Genomic DNA, 25,398 nt, shown 5'->3' on the forward strand with positions numbered 1-25,398 from the left:
CCTGGGGCCTACCCGACGCGGAGGAGCGGAACCGCGCGGCCGACCAGGCATAACGGCCGCGAATGTGGGCATCCACCCCCGCCCTGCGACAATTGCGAGGGAAGGAAGCGACGTGAGCACTCATCCCACCCAGCCTGCGGCAGCCGGTCCCGGCGCAGCGGCGAAGACAAGTTCCGCGGCTGCCTTCGCCCTGGTGTTCGGGGTCGCCGCCGTGGTCTGCGTGCTGACCGCCATCTTCGCCCCCGTGGGACTGGTGCTAGGGATCATCGGGCTCATCCTCGGCATCGTGGCACTACGGATGACCCGACGTCCCGGCGTCACCGGCCGTGGCGTCGCGATCGGCGGCCTGGTCCTCAGCGTGATCGCCCTCCTGGTAGCCATCGCGTTCGCCACCGGTGTCACTACTTTCCTCAACAACAAGCAGGCGGTTGACCGCCTGGAACGCCAGGTCGAGCAGCTCCGCGACAGGCTGCCTCACTGAATCACCACAACGGCGGCAAATTGCGCATTCTGACTGCCTCCGTCCCGTTGCTGCTGACGGGGTGGATCGGGTGCAGGCACACGGGCCTAGGTGGTGTGCTCGCCGGCGCGGATCTGCACTTCACCCGTCGAGCGCTGACGCCCCCGTCGTGGCAGTGACGTGCTCAGCCGGGTGGGCGTCGGCAGCCTGCCGGCGGGTACGACGGAGCGTCACCGCGGCGATGCCGCCGACCGGGATGATGAGCCAGCAGGAGAGCAGCCGGTAGATCAGAACAGCGGCAGCCGCCCGACCGATGTCCGTCGTGCCCGCAGCGATGAGTCCAGCAGCCAGGGCCGTCTCGATGACCCCGATACCCCCGGGGGTGAGGGGCACCTGCCGCACTATCTGGACACTGAGGTAGACGCCGGTGAGCGCCGCGATGCCCACCGGCAGGTCGAGCGCTCGAACCGTGGCAATCAGGCACGCCAGGTCCGCCAGCCACTTGATGGCGGTGTACCCGAGCGCGGCCGTCCAGTCATGGACGCGGAACCCGGCACCCACCCGCCATCCGTCCCGGGCTGAGTTCAGCACGGACCGCAGGTAGCGGCTTGCCCGGCCACCGGTGACGTCGGTTCCGCCAGGTGACGGCCGGCTGATCCATCGACGCCCGGCCAGAACGGCTACGGTGGTGAACGCGGCCAAGCCGACGACGACGACGACCAACGGCTGCCAGTTCAGGGAGATCGCAGGATCGCGGGTGACGACGATGGCTCCGCCTCCACCGACGTACAGCAGGGTCAACCCGCCGATGGACGCCAACCCCGACACGATGACGGTGGCGGCGGCCGCTTCCCGCGTGGCACCAGCCTGCTCGTACTTCCGGATGGTGAACGTGGTGGCCACCGCCGGCCCCGCGGGCACGCTGATGGAGAGCGCCGTGCCGGCCAGGACGATCGCGAGAGCGTGGCCGCGTCGCAGCCGCGCGCCGAGAGGGTGCAGCAGGCGCCGCTGCTGAAGCGCGAGGGCGCTGATCGACACGAACTGCAGCACACCGGCGAGCAGTATCCAGCGAAGGTCGGCGCCGGCCAGCGCGCTGCCGACGTCACCAGCAGCGGGAAGGCGTCCGCGCAGGCCGATCACGGCGACGCCCACCACCACGGCGACGACGAGCAGACGCACCAACGGCCTGCGCCAGGCTGTGGCGGCAGGTCCTGGGTCACCGACGGACCTTGGCTCCGGTGCAGCCCGTAAGGCTGTCGTGCTACCGCCCTTCGGCCTTCCTGACCGCGCCGACGGTGGAGGGCGATGCGTTACCATTCTCCGATCCTCGCAAACGGCCGGCCCCAGCTTCCGCCCGGACCGGGGCAGCTCGCAGACTGCTGATGTACCTGGTAGATGCGCAGATCGAGGTACGCCAGACACAAACAGCCGCCGCGCTGGAGCCGGTGTCGAAGCCGGCCACCGCCGCTCGCTGATCCGGGGCGATCTGCCCGCTGGCCTGGTAGCGGGCGGCAGGCTTGTCGAAGGGGGTCGCCACGGCCGGGGAAGCGGTCACCGCCTACCGGCGCGCCCTGGCCCTCGTCCGCCGAACCGGCAACGGACCGGATGGCCGACGGCCCCAGGGACCTCGGATGAACACCGGAACTCCGCAGCTCGTCATCTCAGGAGGGCATCGAGCCGTTCGGGACGAGACTCCGGATCGAGTTCCATGACGATCCCGACGGACGGACGCGAGTCGAGATCCGCCAGTGGCTCCCCGAACGCCTGGCGCACCCCAGCGGGGAGGGTGGGCGCCAGGCGTTCACCAAGCTGGACGCCACACTGACGAGTGTCCAGGCTGTTGCAGCTCATCATCGAGAGGTGGAGGCATGGCCAAACTGATCTACGTGACGAACGTGTCGCTTGACGGCTACATCGAGGACGAAAGCGGCGCCTTCGCCTGGTTCCCACCCGACGACGAGGTGTTCGCGTTCACCACCGACCTCCTGCGGTCGGTGGGCACGTTTCTCTACGGGCGGCGACTGTACGAAGCGATGGCCGTCTGGGAGACCGACACCGCTCTGGCCGCGCAGTCCGACCTCACGGCCGACTTCGCGCACGCCTGGCAGGCGCCGAGCAAAGTCGTGTACTCCACCACCCTCGCCGCGGTGTCGACTGCCGACACCCGACTCGAACGCCGTTTCGACCCCGCCGCGGTACAGGAGCTGAAGGCCACGGCCACCAGCGATCTCACGGTAGGAGGTGCCGACCTCGCGACGCAGGCTTTCAAGGCCGGACTGGTCGACGAGTGCCGGCTGTTCGTCCTGCCCGTTGTCGTCGGCGGGGGCAAGCCAGGGCTACCGACCGGCATGCGCGTCGACCTTGAGCTCCTCGATGAGCGCCGGTTCCGGAACGGCGTCGTGCACCTCCGCTACCGCGTTCTCGGACGGTGAACGACGGCTTTCGGTGCGGTCACACTGAACATGACCACACGCCTGACGTCGCGCGGCGAGCCGACGCCCGCGATGGAGCCCGCCCCCGGAGGCGCCGGCCCTGTCGTGGCGGCCGGCGCCTCCGGGGGCGGGCTCGGGTCAGCTACTGTGCAGCTCGATCTGGTCCTGCATCTGCTGAGCAAAGCCTTCGGCGGTGGCCAGTTGCTCGCGTAGCGCGTCCACCCTTGCCTGGGCGGCGGTGTGGAACATCGCGAGCCGCTCGCGCAGCGCCGCCCTTTCGGCGCCGGGTGTGGTGTCGTGGGCGAGGCCGTCGAGGATGGCGAGCAGGTCACGCATTTCGTCGAGGGTGAACCCGAGCGGTTTCATGCGTTTGACGACGGCGAGGCGAGCGAGGTCGGGTTCGGTGTAGAGGCGGAATCCGCCCTCGCTGCGCGCCGACGGCAGGACCAGGCCGGCTTCCTCGTAGTGGCGGATGGTGCGGATGCTCAGCCCGACGCGTTCGGCGGCCTCGCCGATCTGCATGTGCCGTCCGGTCATCCCCTCAGTCTGCCCGGGCGGTGGTGCCGCGGTCATCAGTGTCCGACCTTGAGTGTGCCGGCGAGGGTGTTGTGCATGACGGCGCTGGGCTCGTTAAGACCGACGATGTCCACGGTCTTGCCCCGGGCGGCGTACTTGGTGGTGATGGCGTCGAGGGCCGCGACGGAGGAGGCGTCCCAGATGTGCGCCTGGGACAGGTCGATCACGACGTTGTCCGGGTCGTCGGCGTAGTCGAACTGGTAGACGAGGTCGTTGCTGGAGGCGAAGAACAACTGGCCGTGCACCGAGTAGATGCGGGTGGTGCCGTCGGGGTCCAGCACGCTGGTGACCTCGGCCAGGTGGGCGACCCGGCGGGCGAAGATGACCATCGCGGTCAGCACACCGAGCAGGACGCCGATGGCGAGGTTGTGGCTGACCAGGGTTGCGGCGACGGTGGTCACCATGACGATGGTCTCGCCCCACGGCATCCGCTTGAGTGTGGCCGGCGCGATGCTGTGCCAGTCGAACGTCGCCACCGACACGATGATCATCACGGCGACCAGGGCGGCCATCGGGATCAGCGCCACCACGTCGCCCAGCGCCACGACGAGGACGAGCAGGAACACGCCGGCGAGGAACGTCGACAGGCGGGTACGGGCACCTGAGGCCTTCACGTTGATCATCGTTTGGCCGATCATCGCGCAGCCGCCCATGCCGCCGAAGAACCCGGTCACGATGTTCGCCACACCCTGGCCCCAGGACTCGCGGGTCTTGTTGGAACGGGTGTCGGTGATGTCGTCGACGAGCTTGGCCGTCATCAACGACTCCAGCAGCCCCACCAGGGCGATACCCAGCGCGTACGGGGCGATCAGCTGGAGCGTGGCCAGGGTGAACGGCACGTCGGGCAGCCCGAACACCGGCAGGCTGTCCGGCAGTGTGCCCTCGTCACCGACGTTCGGCACGGTGAGCTGCGCGACGGCCGTGAGCACCGTGAGCGCGATGATCGCCACCAGCGGGGCCGGAACGGCGGTGGTGACCCTCGGCAGGAACACCATGATGGCCAGCGCGACGGCGACCATCGGGTAGACCAGCCACGGCACCCCGATCAGGTGCGGCACCTGCGCCATGAAGATCAGGATGGCCAGGGCGTTGACGAAACCGACCATCACGCTGCGGGGGATGAACCGCATCAGCCTCGCTACCCCGAGCACGGCGAGCAGCACTTGGATCAGCCCGCCGAGGATGACCGCGGCGATCAGGTAGCCCAGGCCGTGCTCCTTGGCCAGCGGCGCGACGACCAGGGCGACCGCCCCGGTGGCCGCCGTGATCATCGCGGGCCGGCCACCACAGAACGCGATCGTGACCGCCATCGTGAACGACGCGAACAGTCCCACCCGAGGGTCAACCCCCGCCAGAATCGAGAACGAGATCGCCTCCGGGATCAAGGCGAGCGCGACGACCAGGCCAGCGAGAACCTCGGTACGCAGGACCTTCGGCGACAGCCACGACGGACGGCCGACGGCCGACAGCAGCGCAGACATGCAGCTCATTTCCGATCAGGGGCACCCACCCACAGGGCGCGCGTGACGGTGCCCCGTGACGAGCGCCCGGTCAGGTTCGGGGGGCGCAGCCGGTCGCTGCGCCCCCGCGCACGGGCGTCATCGACCGCGCAACGTCGAAGCTGCCCAGGGGCCCGTGTGGGCCGCGCCCCGGCAACAGCACCCGACCCTACCCTTCCGTGAGAGGAGAGTTAAGGCGCATTGGCGTGGTGATCGTCACCGCGTGGTAGGGCAACGGCCGCCGGCCCCGATCCACCGCTGGACACGATCAACTACGCGGCTGCCACGGAGACCGCCAACGACGTCATCGACGGCCGGCACCGCCCGCGTGCTGTCAGCTGATCCTGGCGAGCAGGTCCCGGCAGGCCTGCTCGCAGGCGCGGCACGCCTCGGCGCAGACCCGGCAGTGCTCGTGCGTGTCGGCGTGACCGGCGCACTCGTCCCCACACGACCGGCACGCCGTGGCGCACGCCTCCAGCAGCGTGCGGCTGATGTTCGCGTCGTAGCCGGTGTGCCGGGACAGCACCCGGGCCGTGGTCGCGCAGATGTCGGCGCAGTCCAGGTTCGTCCGGACACACGTCGTCAGGTCGGCGACCATGTCCTCGCTCAGGCAGGCGTCCGCGCACGCGGTGCAGGCCTGGGCGCAGTCGTTGAGGGCGTCGATCGCCGCCGCGAGCTCCGCGCGGTCCAGGTTGATCGCCTTCGGGTACGTCTCCAGCATCGCCATCGTGCCGCTCGGCATCAGCGGGTCCCCTCTCCCGGTTTCCCGTGCTCTACCCGAAGACGCCCGACGCACACCACCGGAGCCGGTTCAGGACCAGGGCCCGTCCCGTCGGTGTCATCAGCGGGTAAACGGGTAGCAGTCGACGATGACGCCCAACAGCAGAGCGTTGATCGCCGGCGCGGCCGGCGCGTCCGCGTTGAACGCCGTCACCTACCTGGACATGGCGGTGCGGGCCCGGCCGGCCAGCAGCGCGGAAGAGGACAGCGCCGGCCGACTGGCCGACCTGGCCCACGTCGGCCCCGGTGACCAGCAGACCGCGGAGACCCGGAAGTCCGGGCTCGGAGCACTGTCGGGCGACGCCACCTCCGTGGCCACCGCCGGGATCTCCGCCGCAGCGGGTGGCCGGCGACTGCCGACGGGGGTGTCGGCGGTGGCGCTGGCGGGGCTGGCGATGATGGCCTCGATCAGCCCGATGACGGCGCTGAAGGTCACCGATCCGCGCTCGTGGTCGGCGGCCGACTGGATCACCGACCTGGTTCCGCACCTGGCCTACGGCGCGGTCACCGCCGTCGCCCTCACGGCGCTGCGATGACGGCCCCGGTGGGCGACCAGCCGGCCGGCGAGCTGGAGGTCGTGCACACCTTCACCGGGCCGATGCCCACCGGCGTCAGCGTGTCGCACACCGGTCGGATTTTCGTCAACTTCCCCCACTGGGGCGACGAGGTGCCCGCCACGGTGGTCGAGCTACGCGACGGCGCGGAGGTGCCCTTCCCCGACCAGACGTTGAACAGCCCCTCGGCCGACGACGACCCGGAAGCCTTCGTGTCGGTGCAGAGCATCGTCGTCGACCCCGCCGACCGGCTCTGGGTCCTCGACACCGGCAGCCCGATGTTCCAACCCACCCGGCCCGGCGGACCGAAACTCGTCCGGGTCGACCTGGACACCGACACCGTCGCCCAGGTGATCACCTTCCCCACCGACGTGGCGCTGCCCAGCACGTACCTCAACGACGTGCGGTTCGACCTGCGCCGCGCTGACGCCGGGATCGCCTACATCACCGACTCCTCCGACTCCGGCCCCAACGGGATCATCGTGGTCGACCTGGCCAGCGGTGCCTCGTGGCGCCGCCTCCACGAGCACCCGTCCACCAAGGCCGAGCCGTTGGCCACATTCCGGCCGGTGGTCGAGGGCCGACCGTTCCTCGAACGCCCCTCCGACGGGGATCCGAAGCCGGTGAGCATGGGTGCCGACGGCATCGCCATCTCCGCCGACGGCTCCCGCCTGTACTACTGCCCGCTGGCGTCCCGCCGCTGGTACAGCGTCGCCACCGACGCCCTCGCCGACCCCAGGGTCAGCGCCGACGAGGTGGCCGCCACCGTGGTCGACGAGGGCGACAAGGGCGGCGGCTCCGACGGGCTGGAGACCGACGACGCCGGCCGGCTCTACCTCACCTCCTACGAGCACAACGCGGTGCTGCGCCGCCGCACCGACAACGAGTACGAGACGGTCGTGCACGACCCGCGACTGCTGTGGCCCGACACCATGTCCGTCGCCGCCGACGGGCACCTGTACGTGACCGCCAACCAGTTGCACCGCCAGGCGACGTACCAGCGCGGCGAGGACCTGCGCCGCAAGCCGTACGTCCTGTTCCGCACCCGCATCGACGCGGGCCCGGTCCTGCTGCGCTGAGCCCCGACGCTGATCACTGGGCGACGACCAGCGCCTGGGGTGCGGCCGCCTTCATCCGCGTACGCAGCCACTTGAGCTGGATGGCGGTCTCCGCCTCGCAGCGCCGCACGACCGCGAGCAGGTCCTCGTCGCGGGCGCCGTAGGCGGCCTGACCGACGACGGTCCACGCGATGTCGCACTCGGCGGCCATCAGGTACAGGTCCTGCAGGTCACGCAGGAGACCGATGCCGCCCGTACGGGTGCCGGTGAACAGTTGGGAGTGCAGCCGGTCGGGTTCGGCGGGAGCCTCCTCGGCATAGCGGGCGGCGAACGGGTGCAGCTGTTCGGCGTGTGTCTCGCAGCGCCGCGCCTGTTGCTGGCACAGGTGCTGGATGTCGGGTTCCTCGGCGTGGGCGTCGGCGACCTCCCGGAACGCGGCGGCCAGGTTGACCTGCGCGCGGTGCAGCAGACCGAGGTAGTGGGCGAGGTGCATGGCTCATTCCTTCCCGCTGGTGGCCTGCGCCGCCGGTCCGCCGACGGTGGGCGGCACGTCGGCGTCCGGGATCGGCGCACTGCCGCCGACCGTCGGCGCCGGCGAGGGCACGTCCCGCCCGTCGGCGAGTCTCGTCACCGCGACGGCGGCGACCTTGAACAGGGGTTGCTTGGAGACCGGGTCCCACGCGGTGACGGTCAGCTCGTTGGCGGCCCGCGGCGTGCGATGGTGCGGGTCCTGGTCGAAGTAGCCGTAGTGGAACGGCAGGAACACCATGCCGGGACGGATGCCGCAGAGCCGGGCGCGGGCCTCGATGCCGCCCCGGGCCGAGGCGACGCCGACCAGGTCGCCCTCGGCGATGCCGAGCCGAGCGGCGTCGTCCGCGTTGAGCTCGACCCACACCTGCGGCGCCGCCTGGTTGAGCTGCGGGGCGCGGCCCGTCTTCGTACGGGTGTGGAACTGGTAGACGGTGCGACCGGTGGTGAGCAGCAGGGGCCGCTCGTCGTCGGCTACCTCGGGTGAGGGCTGATAGTCGACGGCGTGCAGGAACGCCCGCCCGTCCGGTTGTGTGGCCCGGTACTCCGGCTCGGTGAACTGCGCGCCCGTGGCGAGGTCGTGGCCGTAGGTCTCGCAGAAGTCCGGGTCGGTGTGGAAGCGCCCGTCGGTGTAGAGGCGCTCGGTGCCGTCGGGGTGCGCGTCGGTGCAGGGCCACTGGATGCCGGAGCCGCCGCGCAGCCTCTCGTACGTGATGCCGGTGTAGTCACAGGGCCGGCCCCGCGAGCACTCCTTCCACGCCTCGAACACCTCCTCCGGCCCGGTCCACCGGATCAGGGGCTCCCCGTCCTTGTCGCGGAAGTCCATCCGGCAGGCGTAGTCGAGGAAGATGTCCAGGTCGGACCTTGCCTCGCCGGGCGGGTCGACGGCCTTGTCGGAGATGTGCACGGTCCGGTCGACGCTGGTGAACGTGCCGGTCTTCTCACCCCACGTGGCGGCGGGAAGCACGACGTCGGCCAGTTCGGCGGTCTCGGTGAGGAAGAGGTCCTGCACCACCACGAACAGCTCCGGCTGCGCGAGGATGCGGCGGATGCGCGACAGGTCGGGCAACGAGACGGCCGGGTTGGTGGCGGTGATCCACAGCAGCTTGATCGAGCCCTGCTCGGCGTACCGGAAGATCTGCATGGCGTGCGTCGGTGGCGCCCAGTGCGGGATGGTGTCGACCTCGACGTTCCACAGCCGGGCCAGCTCGGCGATGTGGGCGACTCGGGCGCCGTGGGCACGGAAGCCGGCCGTCCGACAACTCCGCCGTCCGGTACTCACGCCATGAGCAACGACCCAACCCCAAGACCGCCACGACCGGACATGAAACCGCCACGCATCCATCGATGGTCACCATGGCGACGCCGACACCGGTACCGCGCCTGAACTTCCCACTACCAGAGAGGAATCCGACTCCACCAGGTGCGGCTGGCGTATTAGGCGAACAGCGTTACCGACATCGTGCCATGCGCCAGGTGTTGCGGCTTAGCGTCGGGCACATGGCATGTCGCCGTTCGCCGAATGCCAGCCCCGCAGCTCGCTAAGCTCGTGGTTGTTCCCTCAACTGAGAAGTGGGAGACACCAATGGCAGAAGAAATCGTCCGCGCGGCTGTCCACCCGGCGATCGGTGTGGCGCGGGTAGGTAACAGCGAAAGTGAGTATTTCATCGGTCCGGAGATGTCCGAGCCCTCACCTCATGAGCCGGGCTTCTACCGGGACCAGTCCGGGGCGATCAAACGTCAGGCCGCCCGGTTCCGGGTGTACGGATACAACGCCAAAGGTCAAGTGGTCAAGGAGATCCTCCCCCAGGGAGGCACGTCGCTGCGCTGGAGCGTTGAGCTGGCCAACAAGAAGGCCGCCTGGTACCAGTTCCGGCTGGCGTTGGACATCCCCGAAGCCGAGCAAGCCAAGAACGCCGAGCTGCGCAACGCCGACGTGCCGCGCGCCAAGCGCGACCAACTGGAGATCAGGCCCGGTCCCCGCGAGGTCAGTGGTGTCAATGTCAGCACGGGCGCCGTCTTCGACACGGGAACGTTCATGGGCATCCCGGTGTACCTCGGTGATCTGCGCACCGATGAGGAAGGGCGGCTGCTGGTCCTGGGCGGCAAAGGCGCCGCCGGCCCGTACGACAAGAAGTACGAGACGCTGAAGTCGTATGCCAACAACGACGGTTGGCACGACGACATCTCCGACGGACCCGTAACCGCGAAACTCACCATCGACGGCCGCGAGGTACCGGTGGACCCGGCCTGGGTCATCGTCGGACCACCCGATTACGCACCCGGCATCAAGAGCGTGCGCACGTTGTACGACCTGCTGTTCGACATGCACGTCGCCAGCGGCGTGCTGCCCTTTCCCGACGTGTCGTTCCACGACCACATCGCGCCCGTGCTGCGCCGGATGAGCGAGCTTCAATGGGTCAACCACGGGTTCGCCACCCGGTTCGGCTGGGGCGGGGCCGACTATTTCCTCGACGACTCCGTCATGGCCAAGCTCGCCCGGCCCGATCAGCAGTACGCGGAGCTGCGCACCCAGATCTACACGGCACTGCGCCACATCGACCGGGACGGGATCTCCCCGGTACCGTGGCCGTGGATCTACGGCGATGCCATGGCGGTGCCGCCCCGCTCGGTGCGCCAGCACTTGGCGTTGTCACCCACGCAGTACCGCATGTTCCGCTACTGGGCGGCGGGCAAGTTCGTGCCGGGCAGCCCGCCCACCTCCGGCAAGCAGTTCCGTGACGTGGCGCTGGATCTGCAGCCGGAGACGCTCGACCGTGCCGCACTTGATTTCTGCCTGGCCGACGCGTTCCACCCGGGTTGCGAGGTGACCTGGCCGATCCGGCATCCGTCGATGTACCAGGGCCGCTTCCGCATCCGGCACCGACCCAAGGGCTGGCAGGAGCCGTTCTACGGGCCCTGGATGACCCCGCAGACCGCGATGGGGGTCGACGGCCCCCTGTACGCCCAGGCTCCCGGCGACCTCACCCGCTGGATGGCCGTGCCGTGGCAGACCGACACCTCCGAGTGCCGTTCCGGTTACGCCAGTCAGGAGGAGATGGGCTTCACCGCCGGGTTCGACCCGTACCTGCCGACGTGGTGGCCCGCGACCGTGCCCAACCATGTGCTCACCGAAGCCGACTACCGCACGGTCATGGACACCCGCCAGGACATCGAGGTGCGGCGCAAGGCCTTCGAGCAGCGGGCGGTGTGGTTCCGGGCGCTACACGGCGACGATGAGCAGCAGCACAAGCAGATGGTGGAGAACTGGTCCAAGCTCGGCATCGTGGAGACCCGCGACGGCCCTGACGACGGCGAGTTTCCCGCCACCATGCGGGTGGAGTCCGAGCCACTGCTCGACCTCGACCAGGTTCCGTACACCCGCAACCTGATCGCCTTGCACGTGCCCGAAACAGCCGGCGGTGCGACGGTTTCCGACGACGAGGTCGGATACGTCATCGAGCAGAGCCCGTTTCAGTCCGATGAGGTGCTGACGGCCCACTTCGACAAGGTCAGCCCGTACCGGGACCAACCGTGAGCGAAGGCGGCCCGGCAGGCGGTTCCTGGTACGACGTCGTGGTGGCCGGCGGCGGTCCCGCCGGAGCCGCCGCCACCGCGGCCCTGGTCCGCGCCGGCCGCTCGGTCCTGCTCGCCGACGCCGGCCACCGCACGCCCCGGGCCGGGCAGGCCCTGCCCGGGGCGGCCCGCCGCATGCTGAACGAACTTGGCCTACCCACTCCGGACGCGGCCGGCGGCCACCAACGGTGCCTGGCCAACCTGTCGGCCTGGAACTCGGACACCCTTGCCTGCGTCGACACGATCCTCGACCCGTACGGGCACGGCTGGCACCTGGACCGGCCGCTCTACGACCGCCAACTGCGCGCGGCCACCGTGGCCGCCGGAGCCCGGACCCTCGACGACACGCGGGTCACCGAGGCCCTGCGCGAGCCGGGCGACGCCTGGACCCTGCGGCTGCGCAGCGCGATGGGAGCACGTTGGGTGAGGTGCGCGTGGCTGGTCGAGGCGACCGGCCGGGCCGGCGCCATCGCCCGTCGTCACGGCGGCCACTACCGAACCACCGACCGGCTCATCGGTGTCGAGGTCCGTGTCCCCGCAGCCGATTCTGCCCTGGCCGCCTCGCTGGTCGAGGCGGCGCCCGACGGGTGGTGGTATGCCGCGCCCGCCGCGAACGGGCACGGGGTGCTCACCTACTTCACCGATGCCGACCTGGCACCGGCGGACCTGCACCGGCCGCTCCGGTACCGGGCGCTGCTGGCCAGGCACCACCATGTGACCGCTGCTGTTCAGGAGGTCGCAGAATGGGCCCCACCGCGGCGGGTCGCGGCCCACAGCATCCACCTCACCTCCCCGTACGGCGACGGGTGGATCGCCGCGGGTGACGCCGCCATCGCCTTCGACCCGCTCTCCAGCCAGGGCATCCTCACCGCCCTCTACACCGGGCTCGCCGCCGGCCGCGCCGTTGACCGGCACATCCGCGGCGAGCGTGACGCCCTACCCGGGTACGCCGCGAACCTTGCCAGAATCCGGGCAGCGTATCGCCGCCACCACCGCGACGCGTACCGAAGGGAACAGCGGTGGATCTCGCGCCCCTTCTGGCACCGACGCCGGTAGTCATCTGCGCGAGCCTGCACACGGGCGGAGACGACCAACGACCGGCCCTCGGCTCCGCCCTAATGAGAGGCGTCCCGGAAGGCCTCGCGGATCACGCCGCCAGTGATGACACACCAGGTCCTGATGTCCACTCCGCCAGTGGCGGGCAGACCGTGCAGCTTCTGTAGGTCCTTGACGGCGTTCTCGGTGGCGCTGTCGAACTGGCCGTTGACGGCGACCCCCGAATATCCCTTGGGGATGAGGATGCTCTGCAGCGCCCTGACCACATCGCCAGTGGCGTGCTGGTCCAGCTCGGGTGCGAGGGTCTCCCAGGTTTCGGCGGTCACGGTCCCGTTCGGCGACACCTCGAGACCGTGCTTGTGCTGCCAGTCCTTGATGGCTGAGGTCATCTCGGGGGACCATCCCCCGCCATCCGTCAGCGGGATGGTGTAACCGGCGTTGCGCAGGAGGTACTGGGCCACGGCACCCACCGGGCCCCCCATGCACGTTCCGCCGACGTTGTCGTAGATGTCGGGCCAGGTGCGCTCCGGAACCTCCCCGATTGGTGTTCCGAGGTGGGCCGCCACCTCCCGGCGCAGCTGGGGGAACTGGCGGTAGAAGCTGATGCCGGGACATTGCGTGTTGCGGAAGTCCCAGTGGCCGAAGATGTTGTGCGCCTTGATCTGGTACTGCCGGCAGATCGTGACGCACAGGTGCACCAGCGAGTCCCACAGCTTCTGCGTCGGGGTCTCCTCGATGTAGAAACCCTCGTTCTCGATGCCGATCGAGTCGTGGTTGCGGCCGGGGCAGTGTGCTGATCTTACCTGGGCCAGGCCGGTCTCCAGCGTCTCGAGGCTGCGCGCCCGTCCTTCAAGCACATGACCACCCCGGCTGATCGTGAAGTGGTGCCCGGAGTCGGGGTAGTCACGCACATCCTGGTGTTCTCTTTGGATGTCCCGTGCCAGCTTCATTGCCCGCTCGCGGGAGAAGTCGGTGGTGTTGTGCGCCGGCTCCCCGGTGTGGTGAACGATGATCTTCCGGGTGGTGCCTTCGAGCAGCTCCACGCCGGGGGGCTTCGGCGGGCGGGCGCCCCAGCTACCGCAGTCGATGATCCAGGGGAACATCGTGCTGGGCGCGGCGTCCGCGAGGTCGGGTTCGCGCTCGATGACCATTGATCCTCCATGATCTCCAAGGTGAGTGGCGAGTCACGAGACTGACGAGAACCACCGTGTTGATGAGCGACGATCTGGGGGCGGCGCACCCTGTTCGGGCGGGTCCTGCTTTGCGGATTGGCCCCGACGATCCTTCCTCCGATGATCGTCGGACGACGCCGAACGACCAGGTCCAAGGTACCGAGACGACGGTTTGACCAGGGATGATTCGCAGAAGATGCCGACCTGCGTGGTACCGGCCGCTGCGGGGCCGGTGTCGAAAGACCCACCAGGTGAGCTTCCTGGGAGAACATCGCCGACGACCACGACTGGTGCGACCGAAGCCGTCGAGGATTACTCCGATCGGGCGCACCCGCGGTAGCGGATCGCGGTGTGACGCAGGGTGCCGGCGGCCTCACGACGCCCGGAGGCCACCCCCCATCGCTGGGAGGTGGCCTCCGCGTGTGATCACCCGGTGCGGCTGGCTGCCGTACCGGCTCTACGGCTTCATCACCAGTACTTGGGCAGCTGGTAGAAGTCGGCGTGGTTCAGGTTGTCGACCGACCCGTCCGCCATCCGCTCGGCGATCCCGACGATGCCGGCCTCGACGGCCTTGGTCAGCTGGCCCTTCTGCTTCTGGCCCCAGGCGTGGGACTGGCCCCGCACCTCGAACAGGACGGTCGCGCTGCCGTTGAGGGCGAACGCCGACCGGGCCTGCCCGGCGTAGTCGCGGTCGAAGCTGTACCCGTCGGAGACCTGGTAGTGCACGTACTGGCTGACCCCGCCGACGAACGGCGAGTTCTGGGCGTTGCCGTTACCACCGTGCTGGATCATGCCCTGGGCGGCGGCGAGCGCGTGCCGACGGGAGCTGTCCTGGTCGAGCAGCGGCCAGTCGGCGTACCGCGGGTTGCCGTCGACCTCCGAGCCGAGCGGCGGGAAGTCCAGGGCCACCGTCACGTACTGGTCGCTGTCGTTGTTCTGGTTGCACGGGCCCATGTGGTGCAGGTCGACGTAGGCGTGGACCTTGCCGAACTCGGTGCGCAGGTTCACGTACAGGTCACGCAGCGCCCGGGACTCGTTGGTCACGAACATGCCGGGAAGCGTCTCGTTCGCCGGCCGGGTCGCCGGCGACGGCTCGGCGGTGAGGTCCGCGCTGAAGTCCCGGTTGACGTCGAAGCCCTGTGCGCCGTTGCTGTAGTAGTACGGCGGGTTCGTCCCGGCCAGCTGCGGGAACTTCTCGACCGCCTCGCTCCACGGGAAGTCGTTCTGCCGGCGGTTCAGCTCCGCAGCGTCGGGGTTGAACTTCGGGACGGCGACGATGGTCAGGTTGTCACGGATCAACTGGGCCTGCGGGCTGCCGCTGGATCCGAGGGTCTTGAGCATCTGCAGGACCGCCTCGGTGCCGGTCTTCTCGTTGCCGTGGATCTCGCTCGTGATCAGCAGCACGCGGTCACCGGTACCGACCCGCGCCGCGTAGATGTCCCGGCCCCGCTGGGACTGTCCGATGACGTCCACGTCGACGCGGCCCTGGCTGGTCGCCTCGATCTGGGCGAGTTGCTTGCCGAGTTCCTCGTAGTTCGTCCAGCCGGAGGCGGACGGATTACCGGGCAGGTTCTCGCAGTTGGCGTTTCCGTTCTCCGCTGCCGAGGACGGTGCGAACAACGTTACGGCACACATTGTCGCGACAGTTGTCGACAGCAAAAGACGTCGGTTCATCAGATCTCCTCTACGTGCAGAAGGTCAGCGCCCGGTGCATCATTCGAGCGTCGGCCGGCTGCCCGGATCCCTCGGTCAACCCGCCTCCTTCCGAGTGACGTATCGCCTGCGTACGGTGGGTGGCCACCACCAATTGGGTACGGCAAAACTAAAGTGATCGGTGAATTGGATCGGCCCCGGTCGGAGCATTTGAGGCAATCTTGAGGTTCATGGCGGTCGAGGTGGTGTGATCCCGGCTGGACCTCACGGCCCGTCTGCGGTGTGGGGGTAGTCCAGGGCGGACACGGCAGCCTCACCGGCGCGGTCGAGGAAGCGGCCACAGTCACCGGAACGGTTCCCCGGGCGGCCCCGCGGGAGACCGTCGCCGCGCTGGCCCCGGTCGGACAGGGCGTCGCCGCCGCCCGGAAGGCCACCACCGCGACGATCACGCACATCGACCACACCCGACAGCTCGTCGGCGCGGTCCTGCACGGCGGGCAACCCGGCCCACTCCTCCAGCCCTCGACGGCAGCAAACAGGCCCTGGTGCGGCTACGAACCGGCGTGTTCACCCCTGCCCCGGAACGGACCTCCCCGCTCCCACCGCCTTTCCCCGACTTGGCCGATTACGCATGACCAGACTCAGTCACACAGGGGGCGGGCCGCCGCGACCAGGGCGACCGTCTCCATGGGCAGGTCGGCCTTCCGCTCGACGTCCAGGCCGGCCCGGTCCAGCAGCGCGGTGATCCGTTCCCGGCTGCGGTGCCCGCCACCGGTAGTCATCAGCAGGTGCAGGTCCCACAGGGAGGGCAGCACGGTGGGGTTCTGGTCCTCGACGAAGCGGTCGAGGAGCAGCAGCCGGGCGGAGGAGTCGGCCATGGCGCGGCGGCAGTTCTCGAAGACCGTGACGACCGCGTCGTCGTCCCAGGCGGCCAGCACCCGGCAGAGGATGTAGACGTCCCCGCCCTTCGGGACGTCGGTGAACATGTCGCCCCCGACCAGCTGGACACGGTCGAGCCCGACCGTGGCGGCCAGGTGCTCACCGGCCTTGGGCATCATGTGCTCGCGGTCGAGGAGCGTGCCCCGGGCGTCCGGGGTGGCGCCGAGGATCGAGGCGAGCAGCTCACCCCCACCTCCGCCCACGTCCACGACCATCTTGCCGGAGAAGTCGAAGACCTCGGGCACCTGGTGGAAGAACATGCTCGCGGCGTTCAGCGTGTGGTGGAATCGTCGGGCGGTGTCCGCGTGGTGACCGAGGTAGTCGTAGAACGGCTGGTCGTAGGCGACCTCGAAGCCCGAGCTGACCGTACTGATGGCGTGGTGGGCGTGCTGCCAGGCGACGTAGAACTCCTCGCCGTAGAGCAGGCACATGTCGCGCAGCGAGTCGGGGCCGTCGAGCAGCGCCGCGCTCACCTCGGTGTTGCGGTAGCCGGTCGACCCGTTGCCGGCGAAGACGCCCGTGGCCACCAGGAGGCGCATGAGGCGGTGGATGCCCTCCTCGCTCGCCCCGGTGGACTCGGCAAGTTCGGCGCTAGTGGTACGGCCGGCCTCGATATGGTCCGCCAGCCCGAGTTTGACCGCCGTGTAGAGGGCCTGGGCCCTCCATCCACCGGTGATCATCTGGATCACCTCTCGGGTGGCGTGCACGTTGACTGTCATATCACCCTCACTGCATCAGCGTGGTTCTTCGCGGCTATGCGTAGAGCGTTCCCCGGGCGACGACGACGGCGGACCCCGCCACCTGGACCGACTCGATCCGGTCCGGCGCTCCCCCGGCCCGCGCCCGCATCGTCGAGGGACGGCCGATCTCGACGCCCTGGCGGATCTCGATCCACTCCCCGAACGGGATCAGGCCGTGCCGGGCCAGGTGCACCGCGAGCGAGCCGGCGGCCGAGCCGGTGGCCGCGTCCTCCACCACGCCGTACGCGGGCGAGAACATCCGTAGTCTCCATCGCGTGCCCGATCCGGCGAAGCAGTTGGCGGCCATGTCGGGCAGCCGGGCGAGGATCCTCTGGTCCGGCTCGAGGGCGGAGAGCGCGGCCACGCTGTCCAGTCCGACGAACACGTGTCGCGGCCCGTTGTGGTAGACCTCCACCGGCAGGGTGCAGGCGGACGCCGCCAGACCGAGACCGGCGAGCAGCTCGTCGGCGCGGTCGTAGGGCTCCCAGGTGGGGATGGGTTGCCACATCCCGGCCGCGCCGACCCGGCCGTCGTCGGCGCGGTCGAGATCGAACGTGACGGTGCCCATGGCGGTCTCCATCCGGATCTGCTTCCCCGGTGTCGACTCGCCGAGCGCGATGGCGGTGCCCAGGGTCGGGTGCCCGGCGAACGGCAGTTCGTTCACCGGGGTGAAGATCCGGACCCGCACGTCACCGTCGCCTTGTGGAGGGAGGACGAACACGGTCTCCGACAGGTGCATCTCCTGGGCGATCTGCTGCATGCGCTCAGGGGAGAGCGCGGCGGAGTCGACGAAGACCGCGACCGGGTTTCCCTCCAGCGGGGTGTCGGTGAAGACGTCGACCACCACGTACTCGTACGTACCCATGGGGCTCCCTCTACGACGGTCGGTCACCCCCTCAGGTGGGGATGCCGCCCCGGTTGATCGTCGGCACCTCGATCCCCAGCGCGCGCAGCTGCTGGAACGGGTTCATGAACTCGCGTTGCTGCTTGATCTTGCCGTTCTCCAGCAGGAACGAGTGGATGAAGTGGTTCGTGTAGTAGCCGGGCGGGTAGGCCGGGTACAGGATCTGCCCTTCACCGTCACACTCGACCCAGAACCTGTTGGGGTCCTGCGTGTCGAAGATCTCCACGTTCTTCCACTCCCAGTCGGGGAACATCCGCAACGACCACTCGCCGTGCGCCTTGAGCTTCTCGTGGCCGTGGGAGGCGACCGGTTGGCCGGTGTCGCTGGTCCACAGGCCGGCGCTGCCGTCGGGGGTGAACAGCAGGTACCGCGTCAGCCGGTTCTCGCCCTTGCGGCTCATGTAGTCCGCGACGACGGCACGGTGACGGTCCCGCAGGTCGACGTCGGTGGCGAACACCTCGTACGAGGCCTCGTCGATGGTCATGCCGGATCCCTTCGCTCGTGGATTGCGTGCTCCGCTGTGCTGGCCCGTCGACTGGCGACCGGGGTCAGAGCCGGAACTGGGGGCGGTAGATGTCCAGCCAGGTGCTCAGGTCGAGCACCCGCTCCATCCTGTTGCGATATTCGAGGGACATGGTGGCCGAGTCCCGCCGGGTGAGGTCTTCCAGCTCGCTGCGGTCAACCAGCTCGAACACCGGGTCGTCGGTGCTGAGCAGTTCCTTGCACTGCTGGATCAGCGAGCCCGCGTACAGCGGATCCAGCGTGCCCGGGTAGGGAGACTTCACCCGGTTCAGCACCGACGAGGGCAGCAGGTCGGCGGTCGCGGCACGCAGCAGGCTCTTCTCCCTGCCGTCGAAGGTCTTCAACGACCACGGGGTGTTGTAGACGTACTCCACGAGCCGGTGGTCGCAGAACGGCACCCGGACCTCCAACCCGACGGCCATGCTGATCCGGTCCTTACGCTCCAGGAGCATCCGGACGAAACGGGTCAGGTGCAGGTGGCACATCACCCTCATCCGCATCTCGTGGTCGCTCTCACCGTCGGCCCGCTCGACCTCGGCCACCGCCTGCGCGTAACGGTCACGGATGTAGCCGCGCAGGTCGAGGGCTGCGGTGAGGTCGGCGTTGAACCGGTCGGGCGCCTGGGCCCGCGCGCCGCTGACGGGGACGGCCATCCACGGGAACGTCTCCGCGGCCTGCGCCTGCGGCTGGTGGAACCACCGGTACCCGCCGAAGACCTCGTCGGCGGACTCACCGGACAGGGCGACCGTGGAGTGCTGACGGATGGCCTGGAACAACAGGTACAGGGAGGTGTCCAGGTCACCGAAGCTGATCGGGCTGTCCCGCGCGGTGATCACCGCGCGGCGCACCGCCGGGTCGGCGATCGTGGCCTGGTCGAGGACGACGGCCTGATGCTGGGAGCCGACGCGGGCGGCCACGTCGAGCGCGTACGGGGCGTCCGGGGTGGCACGGAACTCGTCGGCGACGAAGTCGTGGTCCCGTCCGACGAAGTCCACCGTGAAGCTGCGCACCTGCTCGCCGCGCCGGCCGAGGTTCGCGGCGGCCAGGGCGGTGATCACGCTGGAGTCCAGCCCACCGGAGAGCAGGGTGCAGCGGGGCACGTCGGAGACGAGCTGACGGTCCACGACGTCCTCGAGCAACTCGCGGATGGTGGCGACGGTGGTCGTCAGGTCGTCGGTGTGCGCCCGGGTCGGCAGGGTCCAGTAGCGGCGTTCCCGCAGTCCGGCGCGGTCGACGGTGACCACACCACCGGGTACCACCTCGCGCATCCCCCGCCACACCGCGGCGCCGGGGGTCTGGGTGAAGCTGGCCAGCTCACGCAGCCCGTCGAGGTCGACCGTCCGGTCGGCCAGCGCGTTGGCGAGGATCGCCTTCGGTTCGGAGCCGAACAGCACCCCGTCGTCGGTACCGGCGACGTAGAGCGGTTTGACGCCCAGCCGGTCGCGGATCAGCACCAGCCTGTCGACCCGGGCGTCCCAGACGGCGAAGGCGTACATGCCGTTGAGCCGGTCGGCGACCGCCTCGCCCCACTCGAGGTAGCCGTGCAGCACCACCTCGGTGTCGCTGCGGCTCCGGAACCGGTGACCGCGACGGAGCAGCTCACCGCGCAGCTCGACGAAGTTGTAGACCTCACCGCTGTAGGTGATCGCCACCGCGCCGTCGTCGGTGTCCACCCACATGGGCTGGCTGCCACCCTCGACGTCGATGACCGCCAGCCGGCGGTGGCCGAGCGCGGCGCGCCGATCGAGCCAGACGCCGTCGGCGTCCGGACCTCGGCAGGCCATGGTCGCGGTCATCGCGTCCAGCTCCGCGCGGTGCGTGGTCAGGTCCCGATCGAACGAGACCCAACCCGTGATGCCACACATCGATCTGCTGTCCTCTCGCGTGCGCCGCCGGGACGGGGTCAGGGTTGCAGCCGGGCGGCCCGCCAGCCGGTCCCGTCGCGCTCGTAGAGCAGCCGCTGGTGCAGGCGGCCGGGGTCGGCCTGCCAGAACTCGACCGATTCGAGTTCGAGCAGGTACCCCAGCCAGGCGGCCGGGCGTGGCAGCGGCACGCCGTCGCGGCCCAGGTGCGCGGCCTGCCTTCGCAGTTCGTCCTCGTCCAGCAGGGGTGCGCTCTGCTGTGCCGCCACCGACATCGGGTGGGTGCCGACGGGCCGGGCGGCCCACAGGGCGTCGGCCTCCTCGTCCGGTAGCGGGCCGGTGGGGCCGGTCACGACCACCTGCCGGCCGGCCTCGCGCCAGTAGAGAACGCCGGAGGCCCAGCCGTTCTCCGCCAGCTCCCGGCCCTTGCGGCTGGTGGCGTGGGTGGTGAACACCAGACCCGAGTCGCGGATCCCGAGGACCTGCACGATGCGGGTGGAGGCGCGGCCCCGGGCATCCGCGGTGGCCAGCGCCAGCGCGCCCGGCTCGCGGACGCCGTCAGCGACCGCCCGATCCCACCAGGCCCGCAGCAGGCCCACCGGTTCGACGGGCGGGGCGGAGAACTCGTCGGTGCCCAGGGGCCGGGACGGGGCGCTCACGACGCCTTCCTGACCGGCTCGAAGGCCAGGCCGCCGCCGAGTACCTCGCCGGAGTGGAGCCCCTCGACGACGGCCTCGACGTCGGTCGTCATCCGCAGGCTCGGCGGGTATCCGATCAGCTCGGTGGCCCGGTTCGGCGGCATCGGCGCCGTCAGGTCGGCGGTCGACTCCCACAGCACCACCGCGCCCCAGCGGTTGGTCTGCCGGTCGGAGATCCAGAACTTCAGGCGCAGCCCGTGGATCTGCTCCCACGGCTGCACACCCTCGTCACGCAGGTAGGCGCGGAGGGAGTCGATGGTCTGGTCGGACCCGGACAGGTCCCACCAGGAGATGGTGGCTTTCATACTTTCAGTACCTCCTCGGTCTGCGTCAGCGGCGTCAACAGCTCACTCAGGACCCGTTCGCCGTCCTGGGTGAGAACCGACTCGATGTGGAACTGCACCGAGGTGAAGGACGGCCCGCGCAGGGCGTGCACCTCGCCCGTGCCGGGGTCCAGGCTGACCTGCACGGCGCCGACGCCGGGACAGTCCACCTGCTCGGTCCGCCCGTAGGCCTCATAGGAGTTGTAGAAGCCCACGCGCTCGCGGGAGCCGAACAGGTCGATCTCGCGCTGGGTGCCCTGGTTCGGGACCGCCCGACGCCGCAGCGCGAACCCGAGGTGCCGGCACACCAGCTGGTGGCTCAGGCACACCGCCAGGAAGGGGACGCGCCGGGACAGCAGGCGCTCGATCGCCGCCGTGAGGTGGGCCATCCTCGGGTCGTCGGCGTCCCTCGGGTCACCGGGACCGGGACCCAGGATGACGAGGTCGTGGTCCTCGAAGCGGTGGGGGGCGTCGAAGGGGGCGAGGTGCACCGTCAGTCCGATGGCCCGCAACTGGTGGGCCAGCATCGCGCTGAAGGTGTCCTCGGCGTCGACGACCAGCGCCCGGCGGCCGGTCAGCGCCGGCTGGGGGTGCGTGCGCGAGCCGGTGTCGGTGAGCCAGAACCGCGCGATCGTGGTGTTGCGTCTGCTCAGCGCCTCGCGGATCAGCGGGTTCTGGTGGAGGCGGTCGCGGGCGGCCAGCGCCGAGAGCAGGCCGGCGGCCTTGGTGCGGGTCTCGGCGACCTCGGCGGCGGGGTCGGAGTGCCGGACCAGGGTCGCCCCGACCCCGACCTCGACGCGCGCGTCGTCGTCGCGCTCGGAGGTGGTGATGTCGGCGGTGCGGATGAGGATGGCGGAGTCCAGCGTCCGCGCGCCGGTGGTGTCCCGGCCGATGAGAGCCGCGATGCCGCCGTAGTACCCGCGGCCGCGCGGCTCGTAGCGGGCGATCACCCGGCAGGCGTTCTCCAGCGGGCTGCCGGTCACGGTGGGCGCGAACATCGTCTCGCGCAGGATGTCGCGGGGGTCGAGGTCGCTGCGCCCCTCGATGACGTACTCGGTGTGCGCGAGCCAGGCCATCTCCCGCAGGAACGGGCCCACCACCCGGCCGCCGCCCTGGCAGACCCGGGCCATCATCTTCAGTTCCTCGTCCAGGACCATGTACAGCTCGTCGGTCTCCTTGCCGTCGGTGAGGAAGTCCATGACCTCCGACAGGACCGGCCCGGTCGGTGGGTAGCGGTAGGTGCCGCTGATGGGGGTCATCGCGGCGACGCCGTCGCGCAGGCTGATGTGGCGCTCGGGGGTGGCGCCGACGAAGGTACGGGTGCCCGTGTGCACGAGGAAGGTCCAGTAGGCACCGGTCTCCCGGGTGAGCAGCCGGCGGAACAGGCTCAGGGCGCTGCGCGTGGAGTAGCCGGTGATGGTGGTGACGAACGAGCGTTTGATGACGAAGTTCGAGCCCGCTCCGGTGCCGATCTCGTTGTCGAGCACCGCGCGGACGGTGTCGGCGTAGGCGTCGTCCTCGGTGTCGAACCAGCCACCGGTCAGGGCGATCGGCTCGTCCGGTAGGTGTCGCAGCGCCTCGGCCGTGCCGATCCGGCCCTGCTTGGTCACCGACATGGTCAGCAGCGGGGAACCGTCCGCGGCGGCGGCGAAGCCGCGCTCGGTGATCTGCTGGTGGGGCACCAGGACCAGGGCGTCGTGGCGGGCCTCGCCGGGCCGTCCGGCGTGGTCGGCCAGCGGGATGTCGGCGAGCCGGGCGGGGGTGCTGACCTGCCCCAGCAGGATCTCCAGTCGGTCCGGGCCCAGGGTGTCCGGCCGGTGCAGCAGGGCGAAGGCACCGGGTTCGGGTCTCAGCACGTGTTCGAGCAACTGCTGCGGGTTCATGCGAAGACCTCCTCGGTGGTGGTGACCACCGAGCAGCGGGTGGCCGCGTAGTCGAGGGCCAGCCGGTGGTAGTCGGCGGAGAAGTCGCCGAGGGCGTCGGCGACCAGGAACGACTGGATGTCGTTGGTGAACGCCTCCATGGCCGTCGCGAGGACACCGACGTGCGCGTACACCCCGCAGATGATGAGCTGGTCACGGTCCTGCTCCCGCATCTGCGCCAGCAGGTCGGAGCGGAAGAACGCGCTGTAGCGCCACTTGGTGAGCACCCGGTCCGGTGGCCGGGGTGCGAGGTCGGCGACGATCGCCCGGTCGCGCGGATCGACGCTCATGCCCGGGCCCCAGAAGTCCTTCAGCAGGCCGCGGTCCTGCTCGGTCATGCCGCCGGGCTGCGCGGTGTAGAACACCGGGACGCCGAGCGCGGCGCAGCGCTCCCGCAGCCGCACGCAGTGGCGGACCAGCGTGTCCCGCACCGCCGGGGCGAAGGGCGCGAGGAAGTACCGCTGCATGTCGTGCACGAGCAGTGCCGCCCGCTGCGGGTCGGGAGTCCACGGTGCGGTGCTGACAGGCAGGTCACCGGCGGTCGGAAGGGAGTAGGCGGGGATCGGCGCTATGCCCGGCACGGTGTCTCCTCGGCCCGGTTCGTCATCGGCTGCGGCTGCCAGGCCGAGACCACCGCCACCGCCTGGCGGGGGTTGAGTCGCGGGTCGCACAGCGTCGTGTACCTCTCCCCGAGCCGGTCGGTGGCGTCGTGGGCGTCGACGCATTCGGTCACGTCGTCGGGGGTGGTCTCGAGGTGCAGGCCTCCCGGTGTTCCGCCGGCCGCGCGGACGGCGAACTGGAACGCCGTGACCTCCCGGATGATCGTCTCCACGACGCGGGTCTTGCGTCCCTCGGCGGTCGTCACGGTGTTGCCGTGCATGGGGTCGACCAGCCAGACCACCGGGTGTCCGGCGGCGCGCACGGCGCGGACCAACGGCGGTAGCAGCTCCATGGTCGCGTCGGCCCCCATCCGGGCGATCAGGGTGAGCCGGCCCGGTTCCCGTTCGGGGTCGAGCCGCGCGCACACCGCGAGCAGGTCGGCGGCGGTGGTGCGGGGCCCGACCTTGCAGGCGACGGGGTTGATCACGTTCGCGAGCAGCGAGACGTGCGCCCCGGTGGCCTCGCGGGTGCGTTCGCCGATCCACGGCCAGTGGGTGGACGTGAGCGCGGTCCGGCCCTGCGGGTCCCGGCGGAGCATCGGGATCTCGTAGTCGAGCAGCAGCGCCTCGTGGCTGGTCCACACGGCGGGCTCGGTGCGGGCCTGGGGCGTCGGCGTGAGGTGGTCCAGGAGGTGGCTCGCCGCCTGGTAGCCCGTCAACAGGCGCTGCGGGTCGGGCCGCCGTGCGTGGGGGGTCGGTTCGGGGCCGTTGACCATGTGCCCCCGGTAGACCGGAAGCTCGACGCCGTCGACCCACTCGGTGGGCGCCGACCGGGGCTTGGCGTACTGGCCCGCGATCCGGCCCACCCGCACCACGGGTTGGTGGGTGATGGCGCTCATGGCGCCGGCGAGCACGGTGAGGAGCGCCTTCTTCCGCTCCACGTCATCCGCGGTGCATTCGGCGGGGTCCTCCGCGCAGTCCCCCGCCTGCACCACCTGGGCCTGCCCGGCGGCGACTCTGGCGAGCAGTCCGCGGAGCCTGGTCAGCGAGTCGACCTCGACCAGCGGTGGGAGGGCTGCCAGGACCGCTCGGATGTGCTCGACATGTGCCGGGTCCTCCCATTCGGGCTGCTGCCGCGCAACCAGGGTCTGCGAAATCTCGAGCGAGGTGACGTTCAAGTTTTCTCCAAACCACGACCATGTTGCCAACTCGTTTCCCGCACCATCAATGGTGTCCGCCCGGGGTGTCCGTCGCGGATCCGTCGAGGTGGCAGGGATTGCGCGAGGTGCTTGATTCCGGGCACAGTGAGTCGAAGCTCCGCGTCGACGACGGGATCGCCGAGGTGAGCCGATCAGTGGTGGGGCGGGTACGGGTTGTCCCGGGCGTGCGAGCCACGTGTCGTTCGGCTGTTCACGCACGGTGTCGCAGAAGCGTCCGTTCAGTTCGTCGCGGGGTCCTGATGTCTGCGCAGTCCCCGTCGACTGTCACCGCGACGGGCTCCTGAAGGGCGACGATGCCGTCCAGGTCTGGGGCGATGATCCTCTC

General features: G+C 69.9%; 23 protein-coding genes and 1 pseudogene. 7 read left to right on the forward strand and 17 right to left on the reverse strand.

Annotated elements, in window-relative coordinates; genetic code table 11:
* The first annotated feature begins 112 nt into the window (after positions 1-112).
* Complete coding sequence (locus ACQUFX_RS11775) at positions 113-481, forward strand: DUF4190 domain-containing protein (protein ID WP_428966048.1); 369 nt, start codon at positions 113-115, stop codon at positions 479-481.
* 120 nt (positions 482-601) lie between these two features.
* On the opposite strand, the gene ACQUFX_RS11780 is transcribed toward ACQUFX_RS11775, so the two are convergent.
* A complete protein-coding gene (locus ACQUFX_RS11780) occupies positions 602-1,639 on the reverse strand; it encodes a lysylphosphatidylglycerol synthase transmembrane domain-containing protein (protein WP_428966049.1) in 1,038 nt (345 codons plus the stop codon).
* A gap of 689 nt (positions 1,640-2,328) precedes the next feature.
* Here ACQUFX_RS11780 and ACQUFX_RS11785 point away from each other — a divergent pair.
* Positions 2,329-2,892 carry a dihydrofolate reductase family protein gene (locus ACQUFX_RS11785; protein ID WP_428966050.1) on the forward strand — a complete coding sequence of 188 codons (564 nt, stop codon included), beginning with the start codon at positions 2,329-2,331 and terminating at the stop codon, positions 2,890-2,892.
* Positions 2,893-3,030: 138 nt separating this feature from the next.
* Here the strand turns inward: ACQUFX_RS11785 and ACQUFX_RS11790 are convergent, their stop codons facing one another.
* The 3 genes from ACQUFX_RS11790 to ACQUFX_RS11800 all read right to left on the reverse strand — a co-directional run bounded on the left by ACQUFX_RS11790 (position 3,031) and on the right by ACQUFX_RS11800 (position 5,709).
* Complete coding sequence (locus ACQUFX_RS11790; RefSeq protein ID WP_428966051.1) at positions 3,031-3,429, reverse strand: MerR family transcriptional regulator; 399 nt, start codon at positions 3,427-3,429, stop codon at positions 3,031-3,033.
* Between the two features lie 35 nt (positions 3,430-3,464).
* A complete protein-coding gene (locus ACQUFX_RS11795; RefSeq protein WP_428966052.1) occupies positions 3,465-4,949 on the reverse strand; it encodes a SulP family inorganic anion transporter in 1,485 nt (494 codons plus the stop codon).
* A gap of 352 nt (positions 4,950-5,301) precedes the next feature.
* Positions 5,302-5,709, reverse strand: a complete 408-nt coding sequence (locus tag ACQUFX_RS11800; RefSeq protein WP_428966053.1) for a four-helix bundle copper-binding protein — start codon at positions 5,707-5,709, stop codon at positions 5,302-5,304.
* A 127-nt stretch (positions 5,710-5,836) separates the two neighbouring features.
* Here ACQUFX_RS11800 and ACQUFX_RS11805 point away from each other — a divergent pair, with 127 nt between their 5' ends.
* Positions 5,837-6,283 carry a hypothetical protein gene (locus tag ACQUFX_RS11805; protein WP_428966054.1) on the forward strand — a complete coding sequence of 149 codons (447 nt, stop codon included), beginning with the start codon at positions 5,837-5,839 and terminating at the stop codon, positions 6,281-6,283.
* Complete coding sequence (locus tag ACQUFX_RS11810; protein ID WP_428966055.1) at positions 6,280-7,380, forward strand: L-dopachrome tautomerase-related protein; 1,101 nt, start codon at positions 6,280-6,282, stop codon at positions 7,378-7,380. The genes ACQUFX_RS11805 and ACQUFX_RS11810 overlap by 4 nt, the downstream gene beginning before the upstream one ends.
* A 13-nt stretch (positions 7,381-7,393) precedes the next feature.
* On the opposite strand, the gene ACQUFX_RS11815 is transcribed toward ACQUFX_RS11810, so the two are convergent.
* Both ACQUFX_RS11815 and ACQUFX_RS11820 read right to left on the reverse strand, forming a co-directional pair.
* A complete protein-coding gene (locus ACQUFX_RS11815; protein ID WP_428966056.1) occupies positions 7,394-7,852 on the reverse strand; it encodes a hypothetical protein in 459 nt (152 codons plus the stop codon).
* Between the two features lie 3 nt (positions 7,853-7,855).
* Entirely contained in the window at positions 7,856-9,169 is a 1,314-nt protein-coding gene (locus ACQUFX_RS11820) for a molybdopterin oxidoreductase family protein (RefSeq protein WP_428966057.1), read from the reverse strand.
* A 303-nt stretch (positions 9,170-9,472) separates the two neighbouring features.
* Here ACQUFX_RS11820 and ACQUFX_RS11825 point away from each other — a divergent pair, with 303 nt between their 5' ends.
* Together ACQUFX_RS11825 and ACQUFX_RS11830 are read left to right on the forward strand one after the other, a co-directional pair.
* Positions 9,473-11,425: a LodA/GoxA family CTQ-dependent oxidase gene (locus tag ACQUFX_RS11825; RefSeq protein WP_428966058.1), complete on the forward strand. Its 1,953-nt coding sequence runs from the start codon at positions 9,473-9,475 to the stop codon at positions 11,423-11,425.
* A complete protein-coding gene (locus ACQUFX_RS11830; protein WP_428966059.1) occupies positions 11,422-12,519 on the forward strand; it encodes an FAD-dependent monooxygenase in 1,098 nt (365 codons plus the stop codon). Before ACQUFX_RS11825 ends, ACQUFX_RS11830 begins: the two co-directional genes overlap by 4 nt.
* A gap of 59 nt (positions 12,520-12,578) precedes the next feature.
* Here the strand turns inward: ACQUFX_RS11830 and ACQUFX_RS11835 are convergent, their stop codons facing one another.
* A complete protein-coding gene (locus ACQUFX_RS11835) occupies positions 12,579-13,670 on the reverse strand; it encodes a peptidoglycan recognition protein family protein (RefSeq protein ID WP_428966060.1) in 1,092 nt (363 codons plus the stop codon).
* 489 nt (positions 13,671-14,159) lie between these two features.
* Positions 14,160-15,311: a M14 family zinc carboxypeptidase gene (locus ACQUFX_RS11840; protein ID WP_428966061.1), complete on the reverse strand. Its 1,152-nt coding sequence runs from the start codon at positions 15,309-15,311 to the stop codon at positions 14,160-14,162.
* 315 nt (positions 15,312-15,626) lie between these two features.
* Here ACQUFX_RS11840 and ACQUFX_RS11845 point away from each other — a divergent pair.
* A pseudogene (locus ACQUFX_RS11845) lies at positions 15,627-15,851 on the forward strand (DUF6244 family protein); the annotation flags it as partial.
* A gap of 134 nt (positions 15,852-15,985) precedes the next feature.
* Here the strand turns inward: ACQUFX_RS11845 and ACQUFX_RS11850 are convergent.
* From ACQUFX_RS11850 to ACQUFX_RS11890, 9 genes are all read right to left on the reverse strand, one after another.
* Complete coding sequence (locus ACQUFX_RS11850) at positions 15,986-16,990, reverse strand: methyltransferase (protein WP_428966062.1); 1,005 nt, start codon at positions 16,988-16,990, stop codon at positions 15,986-15,988.
* 46 nt (positions 16,991-17,036) lie between these two features.
* Positions 17,037-17,888, reverse strand: coding sequence for a PhzF family phenazine biosynthesis protein (locus tag ACQUFX_RS11855; protein ID WP_428966063.1), 852 nt, complete (start codon positions 17,886-17,888; stop codon positions 17,037-17,039).
* 31 nt (positions 17,889-17,919) lie between these two features.
* Entirely contained in the window at positions 17,920-18,411 is a 492-nt protein-coding gene (locus ACQUFX_RS11860) for a PhzA/PhzB family protein (RefSeq protein ID WP_428966065.1), read from the reverse strand.
* 64 nt (positions 18,412-18,475) lie between these two features.
* Positions 18,476-20,314 (reverse strand): asparagine synthase (glutamine-hydrolyzing), encoded by a 1,839-nt coding sequence (gene asnB, locus ACQUFX_RS11865; RefSeq protein ID WP_428966066.1) that lies wholly within the window; start codon positions 20,312-20,314, stop codon positions 18,476-18,478.
* Between the two features lie 38 nt (positions 20,315-20,352).
* Positions 20,353-20,970: a phenazine biosynthesis FMN-dependent oxidase PhzG gene (gene phzG / locus ACQUFX_RS11870; RefSeq protein WP_428966067.1), complete on the reverse strand. Its 618-nt coding sequence runs from the start codon at positions 20,968-20,970 to the stop codon at positions 20,353-20,355.
* On the reverse strand, positions 20,967-21,314 hold the full coding sequence (locus tag ACQUFX_RS11875; protein WP_428966068.1) for a hypothetical protein: 348 nt from the start codon (positions 21,312-21,314) through the stop codon (positions 20,967-20,969). Before ACQUFX_RS11875 ends, phzG begins: the two co-directional genes overlap by 4 nt.
* A complete protein-coding gene (locus ACQUFX_RS11880; RefSeq protein ID WP_428966069.1) occupies positions 21,311-23,215 on the reverse strand; it encodes an anthranilate synthase family protein in 1,905 nt (634 codons plus the stop codon). The genes ACQUFX_RS11875 and ACQUFX_RS11880 overlap by 4 nt, the downstream gene beginning before the upstream one ends.
* Entirely contained in the window at positions 23,212-23,835 is a 624-nt protein-coding gene (locus tag ACQUFX_RS11885) for an isochorismatase family protein (RefSeq protein WP_428966070.1), read from the reverse strand. Before ACQUFX_RS11885 ends, ACQUFX_RS11880 begins: the two co-directional genes overlap by 4 nt.
* The gene (locus ACQUFX_RS11890; protein ID WP_428966071.1) at positions 23,823-25,031 is read right to left on the reverse strand and encodes a 3-deoxy-7-phosphoheptulonate synthase; all 1,209 of its coding nucleotides are present in this window, start codon (positions 25,029-25,031) and stop codon (positions 23,823-23,825) included. The genes ACQUFX_RS11885 and ACQUFX_RS11890 overlap by 13 nt, the downstream gene beginning before the upstream one ends.
* Between the last annotated feature and the right edge of the window lie 367 nt (positions 25,032-25,398).

Source organism: Micromonospora fluostatini, from assembly GCF_050410825.1.
Classification (GTDB): Bacteria; Actinomycetota; Actinomycetes; order Mycobacteriales; family Micromonosporaceae; genus Micromonospora; species Micromonospora rosaria.

Excerpts from the sequence above, each read along its gene's own strand:
- ACQUFX_RS11785 (WP_428966050.1), top strand. The coding sequence starts at position 2,329 with ATGGCCAAACTGATCTACGTGACGAACGTGTCGCTTGACGGCTACATC.
- ACQUFX_RS11790 (WP_428966051.1), bottom strand. The coding sequence starts at position 3,429 with ATGACCGGACGGCACATGCAGATCGGCGAGGCCGCCGAACGCGTCGGG.
- ACQUFX_RS11795 (WP_428966052.1), bottom strand. The coding sequence starts at position 4,949 with ATGTCTGCGCTGCTGTCGGCCGTCGGCCGTCCGTCGTGGCTGTCGCCG.
- ACQUFX_RS11800 (WP_428966053.1), bottom strand. The coding sequence starts at position 5,709 with ATGCCGAGCGGCACGATGGCGATGCTGGAGACGTACCCGAAGGCGATC.
- ACQUFX_RS11805 (WP_428966054.1), top strand. The coding sequence starts at position 5,837 with ATGACGCCCAACAGCAGAGCGTTGATCGCCGGCGCGGCCGGCGCGTCC.
- ACQUFX_RS11810 (WP_428966055.1), top strand. The coding sequence starts at position 6,280 with ATGACGGCCCCGGTGGGCGACCAGCCGGCCGGCGAGCTGGAGGTCGTG.
- ACQUFX_RS11815 (WP_428966056.1), bottom strand. The coding sequence starts at position 7,852 with ATGCACCTCGCCCACTACCTCGGTCTGCTGCACCGCGCGCAGGTCAAC.
- ACQUFX_RS11825 (WP_428966058.1), top strand. The coding sequence starts at position 9,473 with ATGGCAGAAGAAATCGTCCGCGCGGCTGTCCACCCGGCGATCGGTGTG.
- ACQUFX_RS11835 (WP_428966060.1), bottom strand. The coding sequence starts at position 13,670 with ATGGTCATCGAGCGCGAACCCGACCTCGCGGACGCCGCGCCCAGCACG.
- ACQUFX_RS11855 (WP_428966063.1), bottom strand. The coding sequence starts at position 17,888 with ATGGGTACGTACGAGTACGTGGTGGTCGACGTCTTCACCGACACCCCG.
- ACQUFX_RS11860 (WP_428966065.1), bottom strand. The coding sequence starts at position 18,411 with ATGACCATCGACGAGGCCTCGTACGAGGTGTTCGCCACCGACGTCGAC.
- asnB (WP_428966066.1), bottom strand. The coding sequence starts at position 20,314 with ATGTGTGGCATCACGGGTTGGGTCTCGTTCGATCGGGACCTGACCACG.
- ACQUFX_RS11875 (WP_428966068.1), bottom strand. The coding sequence starts at position 21,314 with ATGAAAGCCACCATCTCCTGGTGGGACCTGTCCGGGTCCGACCAGACC.
- ACQUFX_RS11880 (WP_428966069.1), bottom strand. The coding sequence starts at position 23,215 with ATGAACCCGCAGCAGTTGCTCGAACACGTGCTGAGACCCGAACCCGGT.